This is a genomic window from Leifsonia sp. AK011 (assembly GCF_013410945.1).
Taxonomy (GTDB): Bacteria; Actinomycetota; Actinomycetes; order Actinomycetales; family Microbacteriaceae; genus Rhodoglobus.
Map to the genome: position 1 here is coordinate 1,713,633 of NZ_JACCCH010000001.1, position 17,571 is coordinate 1,731,203.

16 protein-coding genes are annotated in these 17,571 nt (G+C 67.0%); 15 read left to right on the forward strand and 1 reads right to left on the reverse strand.

The genetic code is table 11. The annotated features are described in order from the left end of the window. Positions 1 to 68 precede the first annotated feature (68 nt). The 9 genes from HDC94_RS08380 (at position 69) to pheT (ending at position 10,784) form a co-directional block, all read left to right on the forward strand. Positions 69 to 1,157: an ABC transporter permease gene (locus tag HDC94_RS08380; protein WP_179496613.1), complete on the forward strand. Its 1,089-nt coding sequence runs from the start codon at positions 69 to 71 to the stop codon at positions 1,155 to 1,157. A gap of 2 nt (positions 1,158 to 1,159) precedes the next feature. Beyond that, entirely contained in the window at positions 1,160 to 2,170 is a 1,011-nt protein-coding gene (locus HDC94_RS08385; RefSeq protein ID WP_179496615.1) for an ABC transporter permease, read from the forward strand. Next, positions 2,167 to 3,801, forward strand: coding sequence for an ABC transporter ATP-binding protein (locus tag HDC94_RS08390; protein WP_179496617.1), 1,635 nt, complete (start codon positions 2,167 to 2,169; stop codon positions 3,799 to 3,801). The genes HDC94_RS08385 and HDC94_RS08390 overlap by 4 nt, the downstream gene beginning before the upstream one ends. A 71-nt stretch (positions 3,802 to 3,872) precedes the next feature. Then, positions 3,873 to 4,610, forward strand: a complete 738-nt coding sequence (locus HDC94_RS08395; RefSeq protein WP_179496619.1) for an amino acid ABC transporter ATP-binding protein — start codon at positions 3,873 to 3,875, stop codon at positions 4,608 to 4,610. Positions 4,611 to 4,682: 72 nt separating this feature from the next. Then, positions 4,683 to 5,537 (forward strand): glutamate ABC transporter substrate-binding protein, encoded by an 855-nt coding sequence (locus HDC94_RS08400; protein ID WP_257021646.1) that lies wholly within the window; start codon positions 4,683 to 4,685, stop codon positions 5,535 to 5,537. A 69-nt stretch (positions 5,538 to 5,606) separates the two neighbouring features. Further along, positions 5,607 to 6,254, forward strand: a complete 648-nt coding sequence (locus HDC94_RS08405) for an amino acid ABC transporter permease (protein ID WP_179496622.1) — start codon at positions 5,607 to 5,609, stop codon at positions 6,252 to 6,254. After that, entirely contained in the window at positions 6,251 to 7,183 is a 933-nt protein-coding gene (locus HDC94_RS08410; protein WP_179496624.1) for an amino acid ABC transporter permease, read from the forward strand. The genes HDC94_RS08405 and HDC94_RS08410 overlap by 4 nt, the downstream gene beginning before the upstream one ends. Before the next feature lie 11 nt (positions 7,184 to 7,194). Continuing rightward, a complete protein-coding gene (gene pheS, locus HDC94_RS08415; protein WP_179496626.1) occupies positions 7,195 to 8,235 on the forward strand; it encodes a phenylalanine--tRNA ligase subunit alpha in 1,041 nt (346 codons plus the stop codon). Further along, positions 8,235 to 10,784 (forward strand): phenylalanine--tRNA ligase subunit beta, encoded by a 2,550-nt coding sequence (gene pheT / locus HDC94_RS08420; RefSeq protein ID WP_179496628.1) that lies wholly within the window; start codon positions 8,235 to 8,237, stop codon positions 10,782 to 10,784. The genes pheS and pheT overlap by 1 nt, the downstream gene beginning before the upstream one ends. A 73-nt stretch (positions 10,785 to 10,857) precedes the next feature. Here pheT and HDC94_RS08425 read toward each other — a convergent pair whose 3' ends face one another. Continuing rightward, positions 10,858 to 11,454, reverse strand: coding sequence for a DUF937 domain-containing protein (locus HDC94_RS08425; RefSeq protein ID WP_308495675.1), 597 nt, complete (start codon positions 11,452 to 11,454; stop codon positions 10,858 to 10,860). 236 nt (positions 11,455 to 11,690) lie between these two features. On the opposite strand from HDC94_RS08425, the gene argC reads away from it, so the two are divergent. Genes argC through HDC94_RS08455 form a run of 6 tightly spaced genes read left to right on the forward strand, consistent with a single transcriptional unit; the run spans position 11,691 to position 17,561 of the window. Next, entirely contained in the window at positions 11,691 to 12,737 is a 1,047-nt protein-coding gene (gene argC, locus HDC94_RS08430; RefSeq protein ID WP_179496630.1) for an N-acetyl-gamma-glutamyl-phosphate reductase, read from the forward strand. Continuing rightward, on the forward strand, positions 12,734 to 13,882 hold the full coding sequence (gene argJ, locus HDC94_RS08435) for a bifunctional glutamate N-acetyltransferase/amino-acid acetyltransferase ArgJ (protein ID WP_179496632.1): 1,149 nt from the start codon (positions 12,734 to 12,736) through the stop codon (positions 13,880 to 13,882). The genes argC and argJ overlap by 4 nt, the downstream gene beginning before the upstream one ends. Continuing rightward, positions 13,882 to 14,763: an acetylglutamate kinase gene (argB, locus tag HDC94_RS08440; protein ID WP_179496634.1), complete on the forward strand. Its 882-nt coding sequence runs from the start codon at positions 13,882 to 13,884 to the stop codon at positions 14,761 to 14,763. The genes argJ and argB overlap by 1 nt, the downstream gene beginning before the upstream one ends. After that, positions 14,760 to 15,920, forward strand: coding sequence for an acetylornithine transaminase (locus HDC94_RS08445; protein ID WP_179496636.1), 1,161 nt, complete (start codon positions 14,760 to 14,762; stop codon positions 15,918 to 15,920). The genes argB and HDC94_RS08445 overlap by 4 nt, the downstream gene beginning before the upstream one ends. Next, positions 15,917 to 16,840: an ornithine carbamoyltransferase gene (gene argF, locus HDC94_RS08450; RefSeq protein ID WP_179496638.1), complete on the forward strand. Its 924-nt coding sequence runs from the start codon at positions 15,917 to 15,919 to the stop codon at positions 16,838 to 16,840. Before HDC94_RS08445 ends, argF begins: the two co-directional genes overlap by 4 nt. Before the next feature lie 52 nt (positions 16,841 to 16,892). Next, positions 16,893 to 17,561, forward strand: coding sequence for a hypothetical protein (locus HDC94_RS08455; RefSeq protein WP_179496640.1), 669 nt, complete (start codon positions 16,893 to 16,895; stop codon positions 17,559 to 17,561). Positions 17,562 to 17,571 lie beyond the last annotated feature (10 nt).

A 17,571-nucleotide genomic window follows, 5' to 3' on the forward strand; every position in this document is an offset into this window, starting at 1 on the left:
CCAACGGATGGGGTGGTTCGTCGTCCGGCGAGCCACCCCATCCTCTGACCGGGGATAGACCGCACCACATGACTACGACCGAGATCGCCGGCACGATTCCGCCGGCGTCACCACAGCGCGGGCGAGCAGGGGGCAACAAGCTCCTCCGGTTCATCATCGTGCGTTTCCTGCTCATCTTCCCGACGATCTTCATCCTTGTGACGATGGTCTTCGTGCTGATGCGGACTATCGGTGACCCGATCACGGCGGCCCTCGGCGGCCGCCTTCCTCCGGAGCAGCTGGCCCAACGCATCGAGGAGGCCGGGTACAACCGGCCGATCATCGTTCAGTACTTCGAGTACCTCGGACAGATCTTCACGGGCAACTTCGGCACGTCGATCACCGACCGCCAGCCTGTCATCGATCTTCTCTTCCGCTATGGCGGAGCGACCCTGGAGCTCGCGTTCTACGCGCTCATCGTCGCCTTCATCGTGGGTATCCCGCTCGGGATGCTCGCCGCCTACCTCCGCGACCGCTGGCCGGATGCTGGGCTTCGGATCTTCGCGATCCTGTCGTATGCCACCCCGGTGTTCTTCGCGGGCCTCCTGCTCAAGCTCATCTTCGCTGTGGGACTCCACTGGCTTCCTGTCGCGGGGCGCGCATCGGTGCGGGTTGAACTGGAGCTCTCGCGAGTCCCGAATCCGACCGGCATCTACCTCATCGATGCCGCCCAGACACCGAATCCGGGCGCCGTGTACGCAGACCTCCTCGCCCACGCCGTGCTGCCGGGGATCGCGCTGGGGCTTCTCACCGCGGGAGTTTTCCTCCGGCTCGTGCGGACAAACGTCATAGGTACGCTCTCGATGGACTACGTCGACGCCGCACGCTCGCGGGGCGTCAAGGAGTACCGACTCGTCACCTCGCATGCGATCAAGCCGGCCCTCGTGCCCATCATCACCGTCATCGGACTCCAGATCGCCATGCTGCTCGGCGGTGCCGTGCTCACCGAGACGACCTTCGAATGGCAGGGGCTGGGCTTCCAGCTGGCGCACTACCTGACATCGCGTGACTTCGTCGCGGTCCAGGGCATCGTCGCCCTGCTGGCGGTGATCGTCGCCGTGACCAACTTCATCGTCGACATCATCGCGGCGATCATCGACCCGAGGATCCGGTACTGACCATGAAGCGCACCCGTCTCCTCGACCGACTCCCCGTCGTTCACCAGCTGCGCCAGAGCGTTGGACTCCAGCGCGGCATGCTCATCGCCGGCCTCGTGATCACCGGCATCTTCATCCTCACGTCGATCTTCGCCCCGATCATCGCCCCGTACGGCTACGCGCAACTTCGGGACGCGGACGGCGTCTTCGGCGCCCAGCAGCCCCCGAGCCCCGAGCACATCATGGGTACGACTGTGGGGGGCTACGACGTCTACTCGCGCGTGATCTGGGGAACCCAGACCGCGATCCTCGTGATCATCGTCGCGGTGCTCCTCTCGATCTTCATCGGCGTGCTCCTCGGACTGATCTCCGGATATGTCGGCGGATGGCTCGACAGAGTTCTCGTCGTCGTGGCCGACGCGGTGTACGCCTTCCCGTCGTTGCTTCTGGCCATCGTCGCGGCGATCGCGATCAGTGGCGGGCAGTCGAGCTTCTGGGGTGGCATCCTCGCAGCAGCGCTCTCGATCACGGTGGTGTTCATCCCGCAGTACTTCCGCGTGATCAGGGCCGAGACTGTTCGCATCAAGGCCGAGGCGTACGTCGAGTCGGCGAAGGTCATCGGCGCGAGCCCCCTGCGCATCATGTCGCGGCACGTGCTGCGCAATGCGACCCGAACGCTTCCGCTCATCTTCACGCTCAACAGCTCCGAGGCGATCCTCACGCTGGCCGGACTCGGGTTCCTCGGCTTCGGAATCGAACCGACTGCGGCTGCCGAGTGGGGCTACGACCTCAACAAGTCCCTGTCGGACGTGACGAGCGGGATCTGGTGGACCTCGGTGTTCCCGGGTCTCGCGATCGTTCTCGTCGTTCTCGGCATCACGCTCGTCGGGGAGTCCCTCAACGACCTTGCCGACCCGCGACTGCGCACACGCCGTCGCGCGGACGTCCTGCCGCATCCCACAGCAGAGGTGTCCACCGCTCCCGGCGGTGTCGCCGATGTCGTCGATATCGACGCCCTGGAGGGTAAGCCATGACCGATGTCGTGAAGATCAGCAATCTCGAGGTCTCGTTCGCGACCGATGGTGGGGATGTGCTCGCCGTCGATGATGTGAGCCTCTCCGTCGCCGCGGGCGAGATCGTCGCGATCGTCGGTGAGAGCGGCAGCGGCAAGTCCGTTACCGCGAAGACGATCATCGGGCTCCTCCCGTCCACCGCGACGACCTCGGGCGCGGTCGTGCTGAACGGCACGAACGTCGTTGGTCTCACGGGAGATCGTCTGCGGGCGATCCGCGGTGTTGACGCGGCCATGGTGTTCCAGGAGCCGTCGACCTCCCTCAACCCGGTGTACACGGTCGGGTGGCAGTTGGCGGAGGGCCTGCGGGCTCACGGTAAGTACTCGCGCAAGCGGGCCCGGACGAAGGCGATCGAGTTCCTGGAGAAGGTGGGCATTCCGGATGCCTCGGAGCGGGTCGACTACTACCCCCACCAGTTCTCCGGCGGGCAGAAGCAGCGCATTGTCATCGCGATGGCTCTGGCGCTTGGTCCCGAGCTGATCATCGCCGACGAGCCCACGACTGCCCTGGATGTCACGGTGCAGGCTGAGATCCTCGAACTGCTCCGACGTGTGTCGCAGGAGTTCGGCACGGCGATCGTGCTCATCACCCACAACATGGGTGTCGTCGCCGATCTCGCCGATCGGGTCATCGTCATGTATCAGGGAAAGGTCGTCGAGGAGGCGCCGGTCGCCGAGCTCTTCGCTCATCCACAAGCTGACTACACCAAGCGCCTGCTGGCGGCCGTCCCGCGCATCGATGTGACCAGGGAACGACAGCCGGTTGCACCGGCGGAGCCTGTGGTCGTGGCATCCGATCTCGTTATCGAGTACGCCGCACGGTTCGGAGGTGGCAGTTTCCGTGCCGTCGACTCCGTCAGTTTCTCGATCGCGCCGCGCGAGGTGCTCGGACTGGTGGGGGAGAGCGGATCGGGCAAGACCACGATCGGCCGAGCCATCGGCGGCCTGACAAAGGTCACCGGTGGTTCGCTCCAGGTTCTCGGGCACGAGATGCGGGGGGTGCGGGAGCGGGACTTCACACCCGTGCGAAGCAGGATCGGCTTCGTGTTCCAGGATCCCGCCTCGAGCTTCAATCCCCTCCTCACGATCGCGCAGTGCGTGGCCGAACCGCTCGTCGTGCACGAGAAGTCCCTGGATGCCACCCAGGTGCGGTCCCGCGTGGACGACCTCCTCGAGGCCGTCCAGTTGCCCCGTTCCTTCGGTGATCGCTTCCCGCACGAGCTGAGTGGTGGGCAACGCCAGCGTGCGAGCCTCGCGCGCGCACTGGCCCTGAAGCCGGAACTGCTCATCGCCGATGAGCCGACGAGCGCGCTCGACGTGTCCGTCCAGGCCAGGGTGCTCGAGCTCTTCATGGAACTGCAGAGGGAGTTCGGCTTCGCGGCACTCTTCATCAGCCACGACCTCGCGGTCGTCGATGCGATCGCCGACCGGATCGCGGTGCTGTATCGGGGCCAGCTGGTCGAGGAGGGTCCACCGGCCCAGGTGCTCGGAGCTCCTGAGCATGCGTACACGCGGCGGCTCCTGGCATCCCTCCCGGTGCCTGATCCGGCGGAGCAGCGCGAGCGTCGCGAAGTGCTGAAGTCGCTCGACTGACGCATGTGTCGGTCGGGTCACAGATAGACCGCTGAGTTGACCCCCGTTTGGGGGTGTGCTTGTGTGGGTGGATGGAACCCCTCGTAGTTCTCGACCACGTGAACAAGAACTTCGGCGAGCTCCACGTTCTCAAGGACCTCACGACGACGGTTCACCGCGGCGAGGTCGTGGTCATCATCGGGCCGAGCGGCTCAGGAAAGTCCACCCTCTGCCGCGCGATCAACCGTCTCGAAACGATCGACAGCGGCACCATCACGATCGACGGCAAAGCCCTGCCTGCGGAGGGATCGGAGCTCGCCCGGCTCCGCGCCGACGTTGGCATGGTGTTCCAGTCCTTCAACTTGTTCGCGCACAAGACGGTGCTGCAGAACGTGACCCTCGGCCAGACGGTGGTTCGCCGCCGCTCCCAGCGCGAGGCCATAGAGCGGGCGATGACGCTCCTCGAGCGGGTGGGTGTCGCCGACCAGGCCACGAAGATGCCCTCCCAACTCTCGGGCGGGCAGCAGCAGCGGGTCGCCATCGCTCGAGCTCTCGCGATGGATCCCAAGGTCATGCTGTTCGACGAGCCGACATCGGCCCTCGACCCCGAGATGATCACTGAGGTCCTCGACGTCATGGTCGGCCTTGCCGAGGAGGGCATGACGATGGTCGTCGTCACACACGAGATGGGCTTCGCACGCAGGGCCGCGGATCGCGTGCTCTTCATGGCCGACGGCGAGATCGTCGAGGAGGCGACACCGGAGGTCTTCTTCACAAATCCCACGAGCGCGAGAGCGAAGGACTTCCTCTCCAAGGTACTTGCCCACTGAAAGAACCCGCCCGCTAAAAGAGCGGGCAGGAAGCACACAACAGGAGGAACCATGCGTCTCACAAAAGGCCTGATGATTTCTGCATTCGCCGCGGTCGGAGTTCTCGGCCTCGCGGGATGCGTCGACTCAGGGGCACCCACGGCTGACGAATCGGTCGCGCCACAGGAAGCGGTCGAGTTCGAGGCAGGCACCACGATGGCGCGCCTCAACGAGGCTGGCGCCATCACGATCGGCACCAAGTTCGACCAGCCCCTGTTCGGCCAGGTCGACGCGAGTGGAAGCCCGCAGGGCTTCGACGTCGAGATCGCGAAGATCATCGCATCCAAGCTCGGCATTCCCGAGAGCGGCATCACCTGGACGGAGACGGCCTCCGCGAATCGCGAGCCGTTCATCCAGTCGGGCGAGGTGGACATGGTCGTTGCGACGTACACGATCAACGATGCCCGTAAGGAGGTCATCTCCTTCGCAGGGCCGTACTACAGCGCAGGGCAGGACATCCTCGTTCTCGCTGGCAACCCCGACGGCATCACCGGCCCGGAAGACCTCGAGGGCAAGCCCGTGTGCACAGTCGCGGGTTCCACCTCCGAGGCGAACATCGCGGAGTACACCGATCAGGTCACGTCCCTTGCGGGATATGCAGACTGCCTGCCTCTCGTCAGTTCGGGCCAGGTGGCCGCTCTCACGACCGACAACGTGATCCTTGCAGGTCTCGCCGACGGCAGCGACGGTGAGTTCGAGGTCGTCGGCAACCCCTTCACTGAGGAGCCGTACGGGATCGGCGTCACGAAGGATGACACGGACTTCCGCATGTTCATCAACGACGTACTCGAGGAGGCCTTCGCGGATGGCACGTGGGCGGACGCGTGGGAGTCGACCGCCGGAACGGTGCTCCCGCTGCCCGAGCCCCCGACGGTCGACCGCTACTAGAGGTTCGACCCCGTGGCCCGGCCGGTCCCGCCGGCCGGGCCACTCCTCCCTCGTACGTAAGGAACGCCGTTGGACGTCATCATCGAGAATCTGCCTCGGTTCGCCGAGGGGTTCCTGATGACCCTGCGCCTTCTCCTGATCTCCGGAGCGGGCGCGCTCGTGATCGGTACTGTCGTCGCCGCGATGAGGATCTCGCCCATCCCCGCGCTGCGCGGGTTTGCAATCGTCTACACGGAGGTGCTGCGCAACACCCCGCTGACGCTCGTGCTCTTCTTCTGCGCACTTGTGCTTCCGAGCCTCGGCGTCCGCCTCGACTTCACCGCCGCCGCGCTCGTCGGGCTCACGCTCTACACGTCCCCGTTCGTCGCCGAGGCGCTCCGGTCGGGTATCAACGGCATACCGGTGGGCCAGGCGGAGGCCGCGCGCGCGATCGGCATGGGCTTCGGCCAGACCGTTGGCCTGATCATCCTTCCGCAGGCGGTGCGGATGGTCATCCCTCCGCTCATCAACGTCCTCATCGCGCTCACCAAGAACACCTCCGTCGCCGCCGGATTCTCGGTGCTCGAACTGGTCGCCGTCTCGCGCCAGGTGATCCAGGTCAACGGCAACGCAACGATCGCGGTCCTCGTCGCCGTCGCCGTGTTCTACCTCGTGATCACTGTTCCTCTGGGGCAGGTCGCCGCGCATCTCGAACGACGGGTGATGGTGAACCGATGAGCGTCCTCTATGACGTCCCCGGGCCGAGGGCCCGCAGACTCTCTCTCGTCCTCTCGATCGTCGCGGGCGCGATCATCCTCGCCGGCCTCGTGGCCATGGTGATCTTCCTCGCGTCGCCTCGGGTCAACGCCGGCGGAGTGGCACAGCCCGGCATCCTCGATCCCAGCCGGTGGGACATCCTGCTCGACCTCGCCTACTGGAGACGCATCGGCGTAGGGCTCATGGCAACGCTGCAGATGGCCGGAGTCGCGGCAGTGCTTGCGATCGCCATCGGGGTCCTGCTCTCACTCGCTCGCACCGCTCGCGCGGCAGCGATCCGCGTCCCCGCCAGCATCCTCGTGGAGTTCTTCCGCGGAATGCCGGTGCTCCTCATGATGCTCTTCATCCTGCTCGTCTTCTCCTCCGGGGCATTCTGGGCGGGCGTTGCAGCCCTCGCGCTCTACAACGGCGCCGTCATCGGTGAGGCGCTGCGGTCGGGGATCGCCTCCCTTCCCAGGGGGCAGCGAGAGTCCGGGCTCGCCCTGGGGCTCACGGCGTTGCATGTGCGATTCTCGATCGAGTTCCCGCAGGCGTTCCGCCAGATGCTGCCGATCATCCTCGCCCAGCTCGTTGTGCTCCTCAAGGACACCTCGCTGGCGTTCATCATCGGATACCAGGAGCTCCTGAACATCGGTCTCCGCCAGACGACCACGACCTTCGGCAGCCAGTACCAGTTCACCTTCTTCTTCGTCGTCTGGGCCATCTACCTCGCGGTGAACCTCCTCCTGTCGACGATTGCCCGCTTCGTCGCGAAACGCACGGCCGCGGGCGGCGTCGCCGCGCGGCGCGCGCGCCGGACGGCACGGGTGATCGCCCAACTCGGGGGAGCGGGCATCGATGGTGCGCGCGCAGGGACAGCGGACAACGGCAAGGTCACGCACCACGACTAAACTCGACACTTGTGTCAGAGCCCACCCCGATTACCGAGAGCGCGGTGACGGATGCCGCGGAGGCAGCGATCGCAGCGTTCGCCGCAGCCACCACCGTCGCAGAGTTGCGCACCGCACGAGCGGCGCATGTGGGGGAGTCATCCCCGCTTGCTCTCTTCAACGCGAGCCTCAAGTCGGTTCCACCGGAGGAGCGTGCCGCGGCCGGCAAGCTCGTCGGCCAGGCCCGGGCCCGTGCTTCGCAGGCCCTCGCGGCCCGCGAGGCGGAACTCGCCGTCGCCGAGGAGGCAGCCCGACTCGCCTCGGAGGCAGTGGATGTCACCGCAGTAGCACTCCGGTGGCGTGCGGGCGCGCGTCATCCCCTGAGCCTCCTCATCGAGCAGATGTCGGACATCTTCGTCGGTATGGGGTGGGAGGTCGCCGAGGGGCCCGAGCTCGAGAACGAATGGTTCAACTTCGACGCTCTGAACTTCGACGCCGACCACCCTGCGCGGGCCATGCAGGACACCTTCTTCGTCGACCCGGTCGATGACCACCTCGTGCTGCGCACGCACACGAGCCCCGTGCAGGTGCGTTCGCTGCTCGAACGCCCCCTGCCGGTCTATGTTGTCGCTCCGGGTCGCGTCTTCCGCACCGATGAGCTCGACGCAACCCACACTCCCGTGTTCCACCAGATCGAGGGCATCGCCATCGACAAAGGGCTCACGATGGCTCACCTGCGGGGCACGCTCGAGCACCTCGCTCGCGCGATGTTCGGCGAGGAGGCGCGCATCCGTCTGCGCCCCAACTACTTCCCGTTCACCGAGCCGAGCGCCGAGCTCGATGTCTGGCAGCCGAACGCCAAGGGCGGCGCGCGCTGGGTCGAGTGGGGCGGATGCGGCATGGTCAACCCCAACGTCCTGCGAGCGGCCGGCATCGATCCTGAGGTCTACCAGGGTTTCGCCTTCGGTATGGGAATCGAGCGGACCCTCCAGTTCCGCAACGAGATGAATGACATGCGTGACATGGTCGAGGGCGATATCCGCTTCTCCCAGCAGTTCGGAATGGTGGTCTGATGCGCGTCCCGATCAGTTGGCTGCGTGAGTTCGTCGACGTCCCCGTCGAGGCGACCCCGGAGGATGTCCATGCCGCTCTTGTGCGCGTGGGCCTCGAGGAGGAGGACATCCACTCGTTCGACGTGACCGGCCCGGTCGTCGTCGGGCAGGTGCTCTCGTTCGAGCCGGAGCCGCAGTCCAATGGCAAAACGATCAACTGGTGCCAGGTGGATGTCGGAGCCCTTCGAGACGGCGCCGACGGCGCCTCCTCAGGGACCAGGGATATCAGGGGAATCGTCTGCGGCGCCCACAACTTCGTTGTCGGCGACAAGGTCGTCGTGTCGTTGCCGGGTGCGGTGCTGCCCGGTCCCTTCCCGATCTCGGCGCGCAAGACCTACGGTCACGTGTCCGACGGCATGATCGCCTCGGCGCGCGAACTCGGTCTCGGCGATGAGCACGACGGCATCCTCCGACTGTCGACCCTGGGACTCGACCCGGAGGTGGGCACGGACGCGATCAAGCTCCTCGGCCTGGACGACGTTGCCGTCGAGGTCAACGTCACGCCGGACCGCGGCTACGCCTTCTCGATCCGGGGTATCGCCCGCGAGTACTCGAACTCCACGGGCGCGCCACTGCGCGATCCGCTGCTCGACCCGGAGCTTGCGGCAGCGGCGGAGAGTCGTCGTGCTGCCACCGGATACCCGGTGACCTTTGCCGACGACGCGCCTCTCCGCGGTCGCGACGGATGCATCGTCTTCACCGCGGCCGTCGTGCGCGGTGTCGACGCCACCCGCCCCACCCCCTCGTGGATGGTGTCGCGACTTCTGCTCGCGGGCATCCGCTCTATCTCCCTCATCGTCGACATCTCCAATTACGTGATGCTCGAGCTCGGGCAGCCCTCGCACACCTACGACCTCGCGAAGGTGTCCGGCGGCCTCGTCATTCGCCGCGCGAGGGCGGGGGAGACCCTCGTGACGCTCGACGGCAAGTCGCGCACTCTCGATCCCGAGGATCTGGTGGTTGCTGACGAGTCGGTACCCGTGGGCCTCGCGGGCGTCATGGGCGGCCTCGATACGGAGATCACCGATGTGTCGACTGATGTCCTCGTCGAGGCGGCGATCTGGGATCCGGTGACGATCTCCCGCAGCGTCCGCCGTCACAAGCTCCCAAGCGAGGCGGCGAAGCGCTACGAGCGCGGCGTCGACCCCGCGGCATCCTCTGCGGCCGTTGCTCGCGTGCTCTCCCTCATCGTCGAGCTCGCGGGCGGCACGATCGATGCCGCTGGGTTCTACCGCGACGACTCGGTCGCCCCAACGCCCATCGCGCTGCCGGAGCCCTTTGTCGGTTCGATCATGGGGGTCGACTACTCGGCCGACGAGATCACCGATTCGCTCACGGCCATCGGCGCGACTGTCGAGGCGACCGACGACGGCTGGTCAGTCACTCCTCCCACCTGGCGCCCCGACCTCACCGACCGGTGGACGCTCGCCGAGGAGGTCGCCCGCATCGTCGGCTATGACCGCATCCCCGCCGTCCTCCCCGTCGCGCCTCCCGGTCGCGGGCTCAGTCGCGAGCAGAAGCTGCGTCGCCTCGCCACCACCGCCCTGGCGGCGGGCGGCCTCACCGAGGTGCTCAGCTATCCGTTCGTCTCGAAGCAGCAGAACGACCTCTTCGGTTCCGTCGCCCCGGGGGATTCCCCGGCCGTGCGCCTCGCGAATCCTCTTGATCCGGATGCCGGCTACCTCCGCACGACTCTTCTGCCCGGGCTCATCGGGGTCGCGCGTCGCAACCTGTCCCGTGGACTCACCGACCTCGCGGTCTACGAGGTCGGTACCGTCTTCCAGCCGGAGATCTCCGCGAGCTACGGAAGCGGAGACCTCCCGGTCGGTGACTCCCTCCCGTCGGAGACGGACCTGGAGTCGCTGCGCGCGAGCATCCCTCCGCAGCCCTGGCACGTGGGTGCGCTGTTCCTCGGTGACGCGGTGCGCAAGCAGCCGGGCCAGCCGGCCGTCGCGAGCGGTCTCGCGGACGCGCTCGGTGTCGTTCGGCAGCTGTCGACGGTCCTGTCCGTGACGATCGACGTCGTGTCGGGCTCCCATCAGGCTCTCCACCCCGGTCGCACGGCGGAACTGCGCATCGGTGACCGCGTGGTCGGTTTCGCGGGGGAGCTCCTCCCGGCACTCGCTGCGGATCTCGACCTTCCCCGCGTCGTCGCGGTTGTCGAGGTCGACCTGGACACCGTCATCGAGCTCGCCGCTCGCGACATCTCGGCCCGTCCGATCGTCGGGTTCCCCGCAGCCACCCAGGACCTCTCCCTGGTCGTGAGTGAATCGGTCCCTGCCGGCGATCTCGAGGCGATCATCATCGAGGGTGCAGGCGAGCTCCTCGAGCACGTCTCGCTCGTCGACGACTATCGCGGTTCCGGTATCCAGGAGGGCAGCAAGTCGCTGACCTTCGCGCTGCGGTTCCGCGCAACCGATCGCACGCTCACCGCCGCCGAGGCAACCGAAGCCAAGAACCGGGCAGTCGCCCTCGCGGCGGATCGGTTCGGCGCGCTGGCCCGCGAATAGACCCAACGACAACGGGCTCCCGATCGATGATCGGGAGCCCGTTGTCAGTCCTGCGGAAAGACCGGAGTGCGTGCTACTTCTTGCCGCCCCCCAGCAGGCCACCCAGAAGCCCGCCCAGGACGTCCTGGCCCTGCTGGCTGCCGAGAAGCCCACCGAGGATGGAGCCGATGTCACCGCCCGTGGGCTCCTCGGCCTTCGTGGTCTTGGACGTCGAGCCAGACATCTGGTTGGCGAGGTAGGCGAGGACGATCGGTGCGATGATCGGCAGGATCTGCTGCACGATCGCCCCGATGTCGATTCCGCTGCCAGCATCCGTCTTCTTCGCCACTGCCGAGACGACGTCGTCCGTCTTGGTGCCGAAGACGTTCTTGACGATCTTCTTGCCGTCGGTCTCGTCGATGTCGGCGAGCTTGGTGGACTTGCCAGCATGGTGTCCGACCGCGGTCTCGAGGGACTTCGCGCCGCCGGACTTGGCGTTGGCGTCGAGGCCGCCGACGAGCGCGGGGACGGCGACGGAGACTGCGTTCCTCACAACGCTCTCATCGACGCCGAGCTTCTTGGCGATGTCGCTGATCGGGATCTGGTCCATGAGCCCATCGAGGTTGGCCATAGGAAACTCCTTGTTCTTCTGCAGGACTGCGGTCGCAGTGCGGTCCCGAGCGGGACTCACGCCCCAAGGGTAGCGATTCGCCCCGACCTGCCGCGAGGAGTACTCTCTCTTACGTGACCACCCTGCGCGCCCACGACGAGAGCCTTTCTCTGGCCGTCGTCGCGCGCCGACGCGGATCCGACGAGCGACGCTAGGCGACGTTCCCTGACGCGTGCCGTTCCGGCGCGACGGGACGCCGCCGCCCCTCCCTCTCGTCCGACGCCCCTCCGGGCGTCACCTCTCACTAAGGTTGATCAATGACTTATTCGGTCGCCGTCGCCGGCGCCAGCGGCTACGCAGGGGGCGAAGTGCTCCGCCTTCTCGCCTCCCATCCCGACTTCGAGGTCACGACCGTGACTGCCCACCAGAACGCGGGGCAGCCCCTCTGGGCAGTTCAGCCCCACCTGAGGTCGCTCTCGCACCTGACACTCTCCGAGACGACGCCCGAGGTTCTCGCGGGCCACGATGTCGTGTTCGTCGCCCTGCCTCACGGCAAGTCGGGTGAGCTCACCGACGGCCTTCCGGAGGGGACGCTCGTCGTCGACTGCGGAGCGGATCACCGGCTCACCGACGAATCGGCCTGGGCCCAGTTCTACGGCGGCGACTACTTCGGGGCCTGGGACTACGGGATGCCGGAACTCCTGCACGCCGATGGCGGCACCCAGCGCGCGAGCCTCGAGGGCTCCCGCCGCATCGCCGTGCCGGGATGCAACGTCACGGCGATCACGTTGGGCCTCGCCCCGGGCATCCGGGCAGGCGTCATCGAGCCGACGGACCTCGTGGCGGTGCTCGCCGTTGGACCTTCTGGCGCTGGCAAGTCCCTCCGGACCGACCTGCTCGCGAGCGAGCTCATGGGTTCCGCGTCCGCCTACGCCGTGGGTGGCGTCCACCGTCACACGCCGGAGATCGTCCAGAATCTCCGCGTCGCCGGGGCGGAGTGGGTCACGGTGTCGTTCACGCCGGTCCTCGTGCCCATGAGCCGTGGCATCCTCGCAACGTCGACGGCGCGCCTCGCACCCGGAACCACTGCGGCAGACGTGCGGGCGGCGTGGGAGCAGGCGTACGCGGATGAGCCCTTTGTGCAGCTCCTGCCTCCAGGCCAGTTCCCGCGCACGGCCGACACGGTCGGCGCCAACACGTGCCTCATCGGGCTCGCCGTCGACGAGGCAGCGGGTCGCGTCGTCGTCGTGAGCGCACTCGACAACCTCATGAAGGGCACGGCGGGAGCGGCTATCCAGTCGGCGAACATCGCGCTGGGTCTCCCGGAAACCACGGGACTGACGACGGATGGAGTGGCACCGTGAGCGTGACAGCGGCACAGGGGTTCGATGCGGGTGCGGTTTCGGCCGGACTCAAGGCGAGCGGCGGCCTGGACTTCACGATCGTCGCCAACCGCGGCCCCCGTCAGGCCGCAGCGGCGGTCTTCACGAGCAACCGCGCGAAGGCGAACCCGATCATCTGGTCGCAGCAGGTCATCGCCGACGGCGAGGTTGCGGCGATCGTCCTCAACTCCGGGGGAGCGAACTGCTTCACGGGAGCGCAGGGCTTCCAGGTCACGCACTCCACGGCCGAAGCGGTGGCCGAAGCCCTCGGCGTCTCCGCCGGCGATGTGCTTGTGTGCTCGACGGGGCTCATCGGTGAACAGCTCCCGCTCGAGAAGATGCTCGCGGGGGTGGCCGCCTCTGCAGCGGACCTCGGCGATCACGGAGTCGCGGCATCCGAGGCCATCATGACGACCGATTCCCGCCCGAAGCGCGCCGTGCGCGAGGGCAACGGGTACACGATCGGCGGCATGGCGAAGGGGGCAGGGATGCTCGCCCCCGGCCTTGCGACCATGCTCGTCGTCATCACGACCGACGCCGACCTGCCCTCCGCCGATCTCGATACGGCTCTCCGTGCCGCCACGCGCGTGAGCTTCGACCGCCTCGACTCGGACGGCTGCATGTCGACGAACGACCAGGTCTCGCTCCTCGCGAGCGGAGCCTCGGGGGTCGTGCCCGACGTCACAGAGTTCACCGCACTCCTCACCTCGCTCTGCGAAGATCTCGCCGAGCAGCTGCAGGGCGACGCGGAGGGTGCCAGCCACGACATCCGCATCGAGGTCCTGGGTGCTGCCAGTGAGGCGGACGCGGTCGAGGTCGGCCGGTCGGTCGCCCGCAACAACCTCTTCAAGGCCGCCGTGTTCGGCAACGATCCCAACTGGGGCCGGGTGCTTGCGGCAATCGGTACGACGTCGGCCACCTTCGATCCGTACGATGTCGACGTGTCGATGAACGGGGTGCGGGTGTGCCACGCGGGCGCCCCCGACCGGCCGCGCTCCGAAGTGGACCTGACGCCGCGCCGCGTCGACGTGCTCATCGACCTGCGGTCGGGCGACTCGACGGCGACGATCCTGACCAACGACCTCACGCACGACTACGTGCATGAGAACAGCGCGTACTCCAGCTGATGGTCAGCCAGGATCAGGCGGCCGCGAAGGCTGCAGTTCTCATCGAATCCCTGCCGTGGCTCAAGCGCTTCCGTGACGAGATCATCGTCATCAAGTTCGGCGGCAACGCCATGGTCGACGACGACCTCAAGCGCGCCTTCGCCGAGGATGTCGTGTACCTCCGCTACGCGGGCGTGAAGCCCGTCGTGGTTCACGGCGGGGGCCCCCAGATCACCGCTGAACTCACGCGTCGCGGCATCCCGAGCGAGTTCCGCGGGGGCTACCGTGTGACGACCGAGGAGTCGATCGGTGTCGTGCGCCAGGTGCTCGCGGAGCAGGTGGGCGGAGAACTCGTCGGTCTCATCAACGAGCACGGCCACCTCGCCCACGGCATCTCCGGCGATGACTACGGTCTTTTCACGGGTGTGCGGCGGGAGGCCATCGTCGACGGTGAGCCGGTCGACCTCGGCCTCGTGGGAGAGGTCACGACCGTTCAGCCCGAGGCGGTGCTGCTCGAACTCGCGGCGGACCGCATCCCCGTGATCTCCACGGTGGCGATCGAGGAGAGCACCGGGGGGCTACTCAACGTCAATGCCGACTCGGCTGCCGCATCCCTCGCCGTCGCCCTCGGAGCCGCCAAACTGGTTGTGCTCACGGATGTCGCTGGCCTCTACAGCGACTGGCCCAACCGTGACTCGCTCGTCTCGGTCATCAACACGCGGGATCTCGCCGAGATGCTGCCACGACTCGAAAGCGGGATGATCCCCAAGATGACGGCCTGTCTCGACGCAGTGGCAGGGGGAGTGCCGAAGGCGGCGATCATCGATGGTCGCCAGCCACACTCGATCCTCCTCGAGGTCTTCACCACGCACGGCATCGGCACTGAGGTGGTGCCGTCATGACCACCGAACCCTGGCAGGACCAGTACGCCACGCGCATCATGAAGTCCGCGCCACCCCCACTCGCCGAGCTCGTGCGCGGGGAGGGATGCTACGTATGGGACGTCGACGGCAAGCGCTACCTCGACTTCCTGGCAGGCATCGCCGTCAACTCCCTCGGACACGCCCATCCCGTCTTCGTCGAAGCCGTGTCGAGCCAGGCGGCGACGCTTGCGCACGTGTCGAACTACTTCGCCACACCCCCTCAGCTACAGCTTGCCGACCGGCTACTGCGGGTCTCCGGGGGAGACCGCGTCTACTTCTGCAACTCGGGCGCCGAGGCGATCGAGGCCGCGATCAAGCTCGCGAGGCGCACGGGACGGCCGCGCATCCTGTCCCTCAAGGACGCCTTCCACGGCAGGACCATGGGGGCGCTGTCGCTGACGGCGAAGCCCGCTCTGCGCGAGGCCTTCGAGCCGGCGCTTCCCGGTACGGAGCAGCTCGACACCACGATCGAGGCGCTCGAGGCGGCGATGGGCGACGACGTCGCGGCCTTCATCGTCGAGCCGATCAAGGGGGAGGCCGGCGTCGTTGATCTACCGCCGGGTTACCTCCAGGCCGCACGCGAGATCACGGCGCGCCACGGTGCACTCCTGATCCTCGACGAGATCCAGACGGGTGCGGGGCGCACGGGCTCGTGGTTCGCGTTCCAGCAGCACGGCATCGTGCCGGATGCGATCACCGTCGCCAAGGGGATCGGTGGTGGCATCCCTATCGGTGGCCTGATCACCTTCGGCGCGGCATCCGACCTCCTCATCCGCGGACAGCACGGCAGCACGTTCGGCGGGAACCCGCTCGTCACGGCAACCGCCTACGCGGTGCTCGGCGAGATTGAGCGCGCCGGCCTCGTCGAGAACGCGCGCGTGCGGGGGATGCAGCTTCGCGAGGCGCTCCAGGGCATGCCCGGAGTCCTCGAGGTTCGCGGTTCCGGTCTCCTCATCGGAGTCGGGCTCGATGCCCCGCGCGCCCAGGCGATCAGTCACGCAGCCCTCGATGCCGGCCTCATCGTCAACGCGGCGAACGACACGAGCATCAGGCTCGCGCCACCCCTCATCATCGGAGACCATGAGGTGTCCGAGTTCCTCGACCTGTTCCTTTCCGCCCTGGAGGCAACGCCATGACCCGACACTTCCTTCGCGACGACGACCTCTCCCCGGCCGAACAGACCGCGATCCTCGACCTCGCCGAGAAGGTCAAGAAGGACCGTTGGGGGAGCAAGCCGCTCGCCGGCCCCCAGACGGTTGCCGTGATCTTCGACAAGTCCTCCACTCGCACGAGAGTGTCGTTCGCCGTGGGTATCGCTGACCTGGGAGGGCAGCCGCTCATCATCTCGACGGCCAACAGTCAACTGGGCGGCAAGGAGAGCCCCTCGGACACGGCGCGCGTCCTGGAGCGCCAGGTTGCCGCCATCGTCTGGCGCACCTACGGCCAGGCCGGGCTGGTCGAGATGGCGAACAACACGACCGTCCCCGTCATCAACGCCCTGAGCGACGAGTTCCACCCGTGCCAACTGCTCGCCGACCTCCTCACGATCAGGGAGCACAAGGGGCAGCTCGCGGGACTCACGGTCACCTTCCTCGGGGACGGCGCCGACAACATGGTGCACTCGTACCTGCTGGCTGGTGCGACCGCGGGCATGCACGTGCGTGTGGCGTGCCCCGAGGACTACCAGCCCGACAGCAGGGTGATTGCGGATGCCGACGCCATCGCCGTCACGACCGGTGGCTCTATCACTATCTACACGGACCCCCTCGAAGCAGTCGCGGGATCCGACGTGGTGGTCACCGACACCTGGGTGTCGATGGGCAAGGAGGAGGAGAAGGCCGCTCGCGTGGCATCCCTCAGCGCCTACAAGGTTGACGCGGACATGATGAAGCTCGCGAAACCGGACGCGATCTTCCTGCACTGCCTGCCAGCCGACCGCGGGTACGAGGTCACCTCGGAGGTCATCGACGGCCCCCAGAGTGTGATCTGGGATGAGGCGGAGAACCGACTTCACGCCCAGAAGGCGCTCCTCATGTGGCTGTTGGAGCAAGCCTGATAGGTTCGAGATTCCGTCAGCTGCCCTGGCGGGTCACCGACCAGGAGCTCTCATGACAAGTCTGCCCCCGTCCAGCACGCCCGAACCGACCCAGCCTGTGTCGCCCGAGGCCGTTCAGCCGCCGGAGTCGCCGAAGCGCACGTCCAGTCGCCAGCGTGTCATCCTGATCATCATCGCGGCGGTCGTCGCGGTACTCGTGTTCGTCGGTGTGCTCTGGCTTCTGAACTCCGTTGCCCCCAAGGATGGCGGGGATGCCACGACCAGCGAGTCCGCAGCCCCCGAGGCGAGCAGTGACGGCTACGTCTACACGAACGACGACCTCGGATTCACGGTCACGCTCCCCGGCGAACCGGACGAGACGACGACCGTGCAGAGTGTTGCGGGCTTCGACATCCCGCTGACGCAGGCGCAGTGGCTCGACGGTTCCAACCTCGCGGTGGTCTCGGCGGCGGAGTTCCCCGACGAGATCATGGCGCAGGACATGGACACGATGCTGACCAACTCGATCGCCGGTGCGGCGACCTCGACGGGCGGCACTGTGTCCGAGGAGACCGCGACGGAGCTCGCCGGCGCGCCTGCGCATCGGGCCGTTCTGGCCCTCGCGAACGGTCAGACTGCGGAGATCCTTGTCGCATTCGAGGGCACCCTCCAGGTCAGCATCGTCGCGGGCGGGGATGTCTCCCTCGACGACATCATCGATTCGTTCTCCTTCGCCGGCTGATTCCCACCCG

Bases quoted from the DNA above. Each gene is read 5' to 3' on its own strand.
- pheT (WP_179496628.1), top strand. From the start codon at position 8,235: ATGCGCGTCCCGATCAGTTGGCTGCGTGAGTTCGTCGACGTCCCCGTC.
- HDC94_RS08455 (WP_179496640.1), top strand. From the start codon at position 16,893: ATGACAAGTCTGCCCCCGTCCAGCACGCCCGAACCGACCCAGCCTGTG.
- HDC94_RS08395 (WP_179496619.1), top strand. From the start codon at position 3,873: ATGGAACCCCTCGTAGTTCTCGACCACGTGAACAAGAACTTCGGCGAG.
- HDC94_RS08445 (WP_179496636.1), top strand. From the start codon at position 14,760: ATGACCACCGAACCCTGGCAGGACCAGTACGCCACGCGCATCATGAAG.
- HDC94_RS08380 (WP_179496613.1), top strand. From the start codon at position 69: ATGACTACGACCGAGATCGCCGGCACGATTCCGCCGGCGTCACCACAG.
- argC (WP_179496630.1), top strand. From the start codon at position 11,691: ATGACTTATTCGGTCGCCGTCGCCGGCGCCAGCGGCTACGCAGGGGGC.
- HDC94_RS08390 (WP_179496617.1), top strand. From the start codon at position 2,167: ATGACCGATGTCGTGAAGATCAGCAATCTCGAGGTCTCGTTCGCGACC.
- argF (WP_179496638.1), top strand. From the start codon at position 15,917: ATGACCCGACACTTCCTTCGCGACGACGACCTCTCCCCGGCCGAACAG.
- HDC94_RS08385 (WP_179496615.1), top strand. From the start codon at position 1,160: ATGAAGCGCACCCGTCTCCTCGACCGACTCCCCGTCGTTCACCAGCTG.
- HDC94_RS08400 (WP_257021646.1), top strand. From the start codon at position 4,683: ATGATTTCTGCATTCGCCGCGGTCGGAGTTCTCGGCCTCGCGGGATGC.
- argB (WP_179496634.1), top strand. From the start codon at position 13,882: ATGGTCAGCCAGGATCAGGCGGCCGCGAAGGCTGCAGTTCTCATCGAA.
- HDC94_RS08410 (WP_179496624.1), top strand. From the start codon at position 6,251: ATGAGCGTCCTCTATGACGTCCCCGGGCCGAGGGCCCGCAGACTCTCT.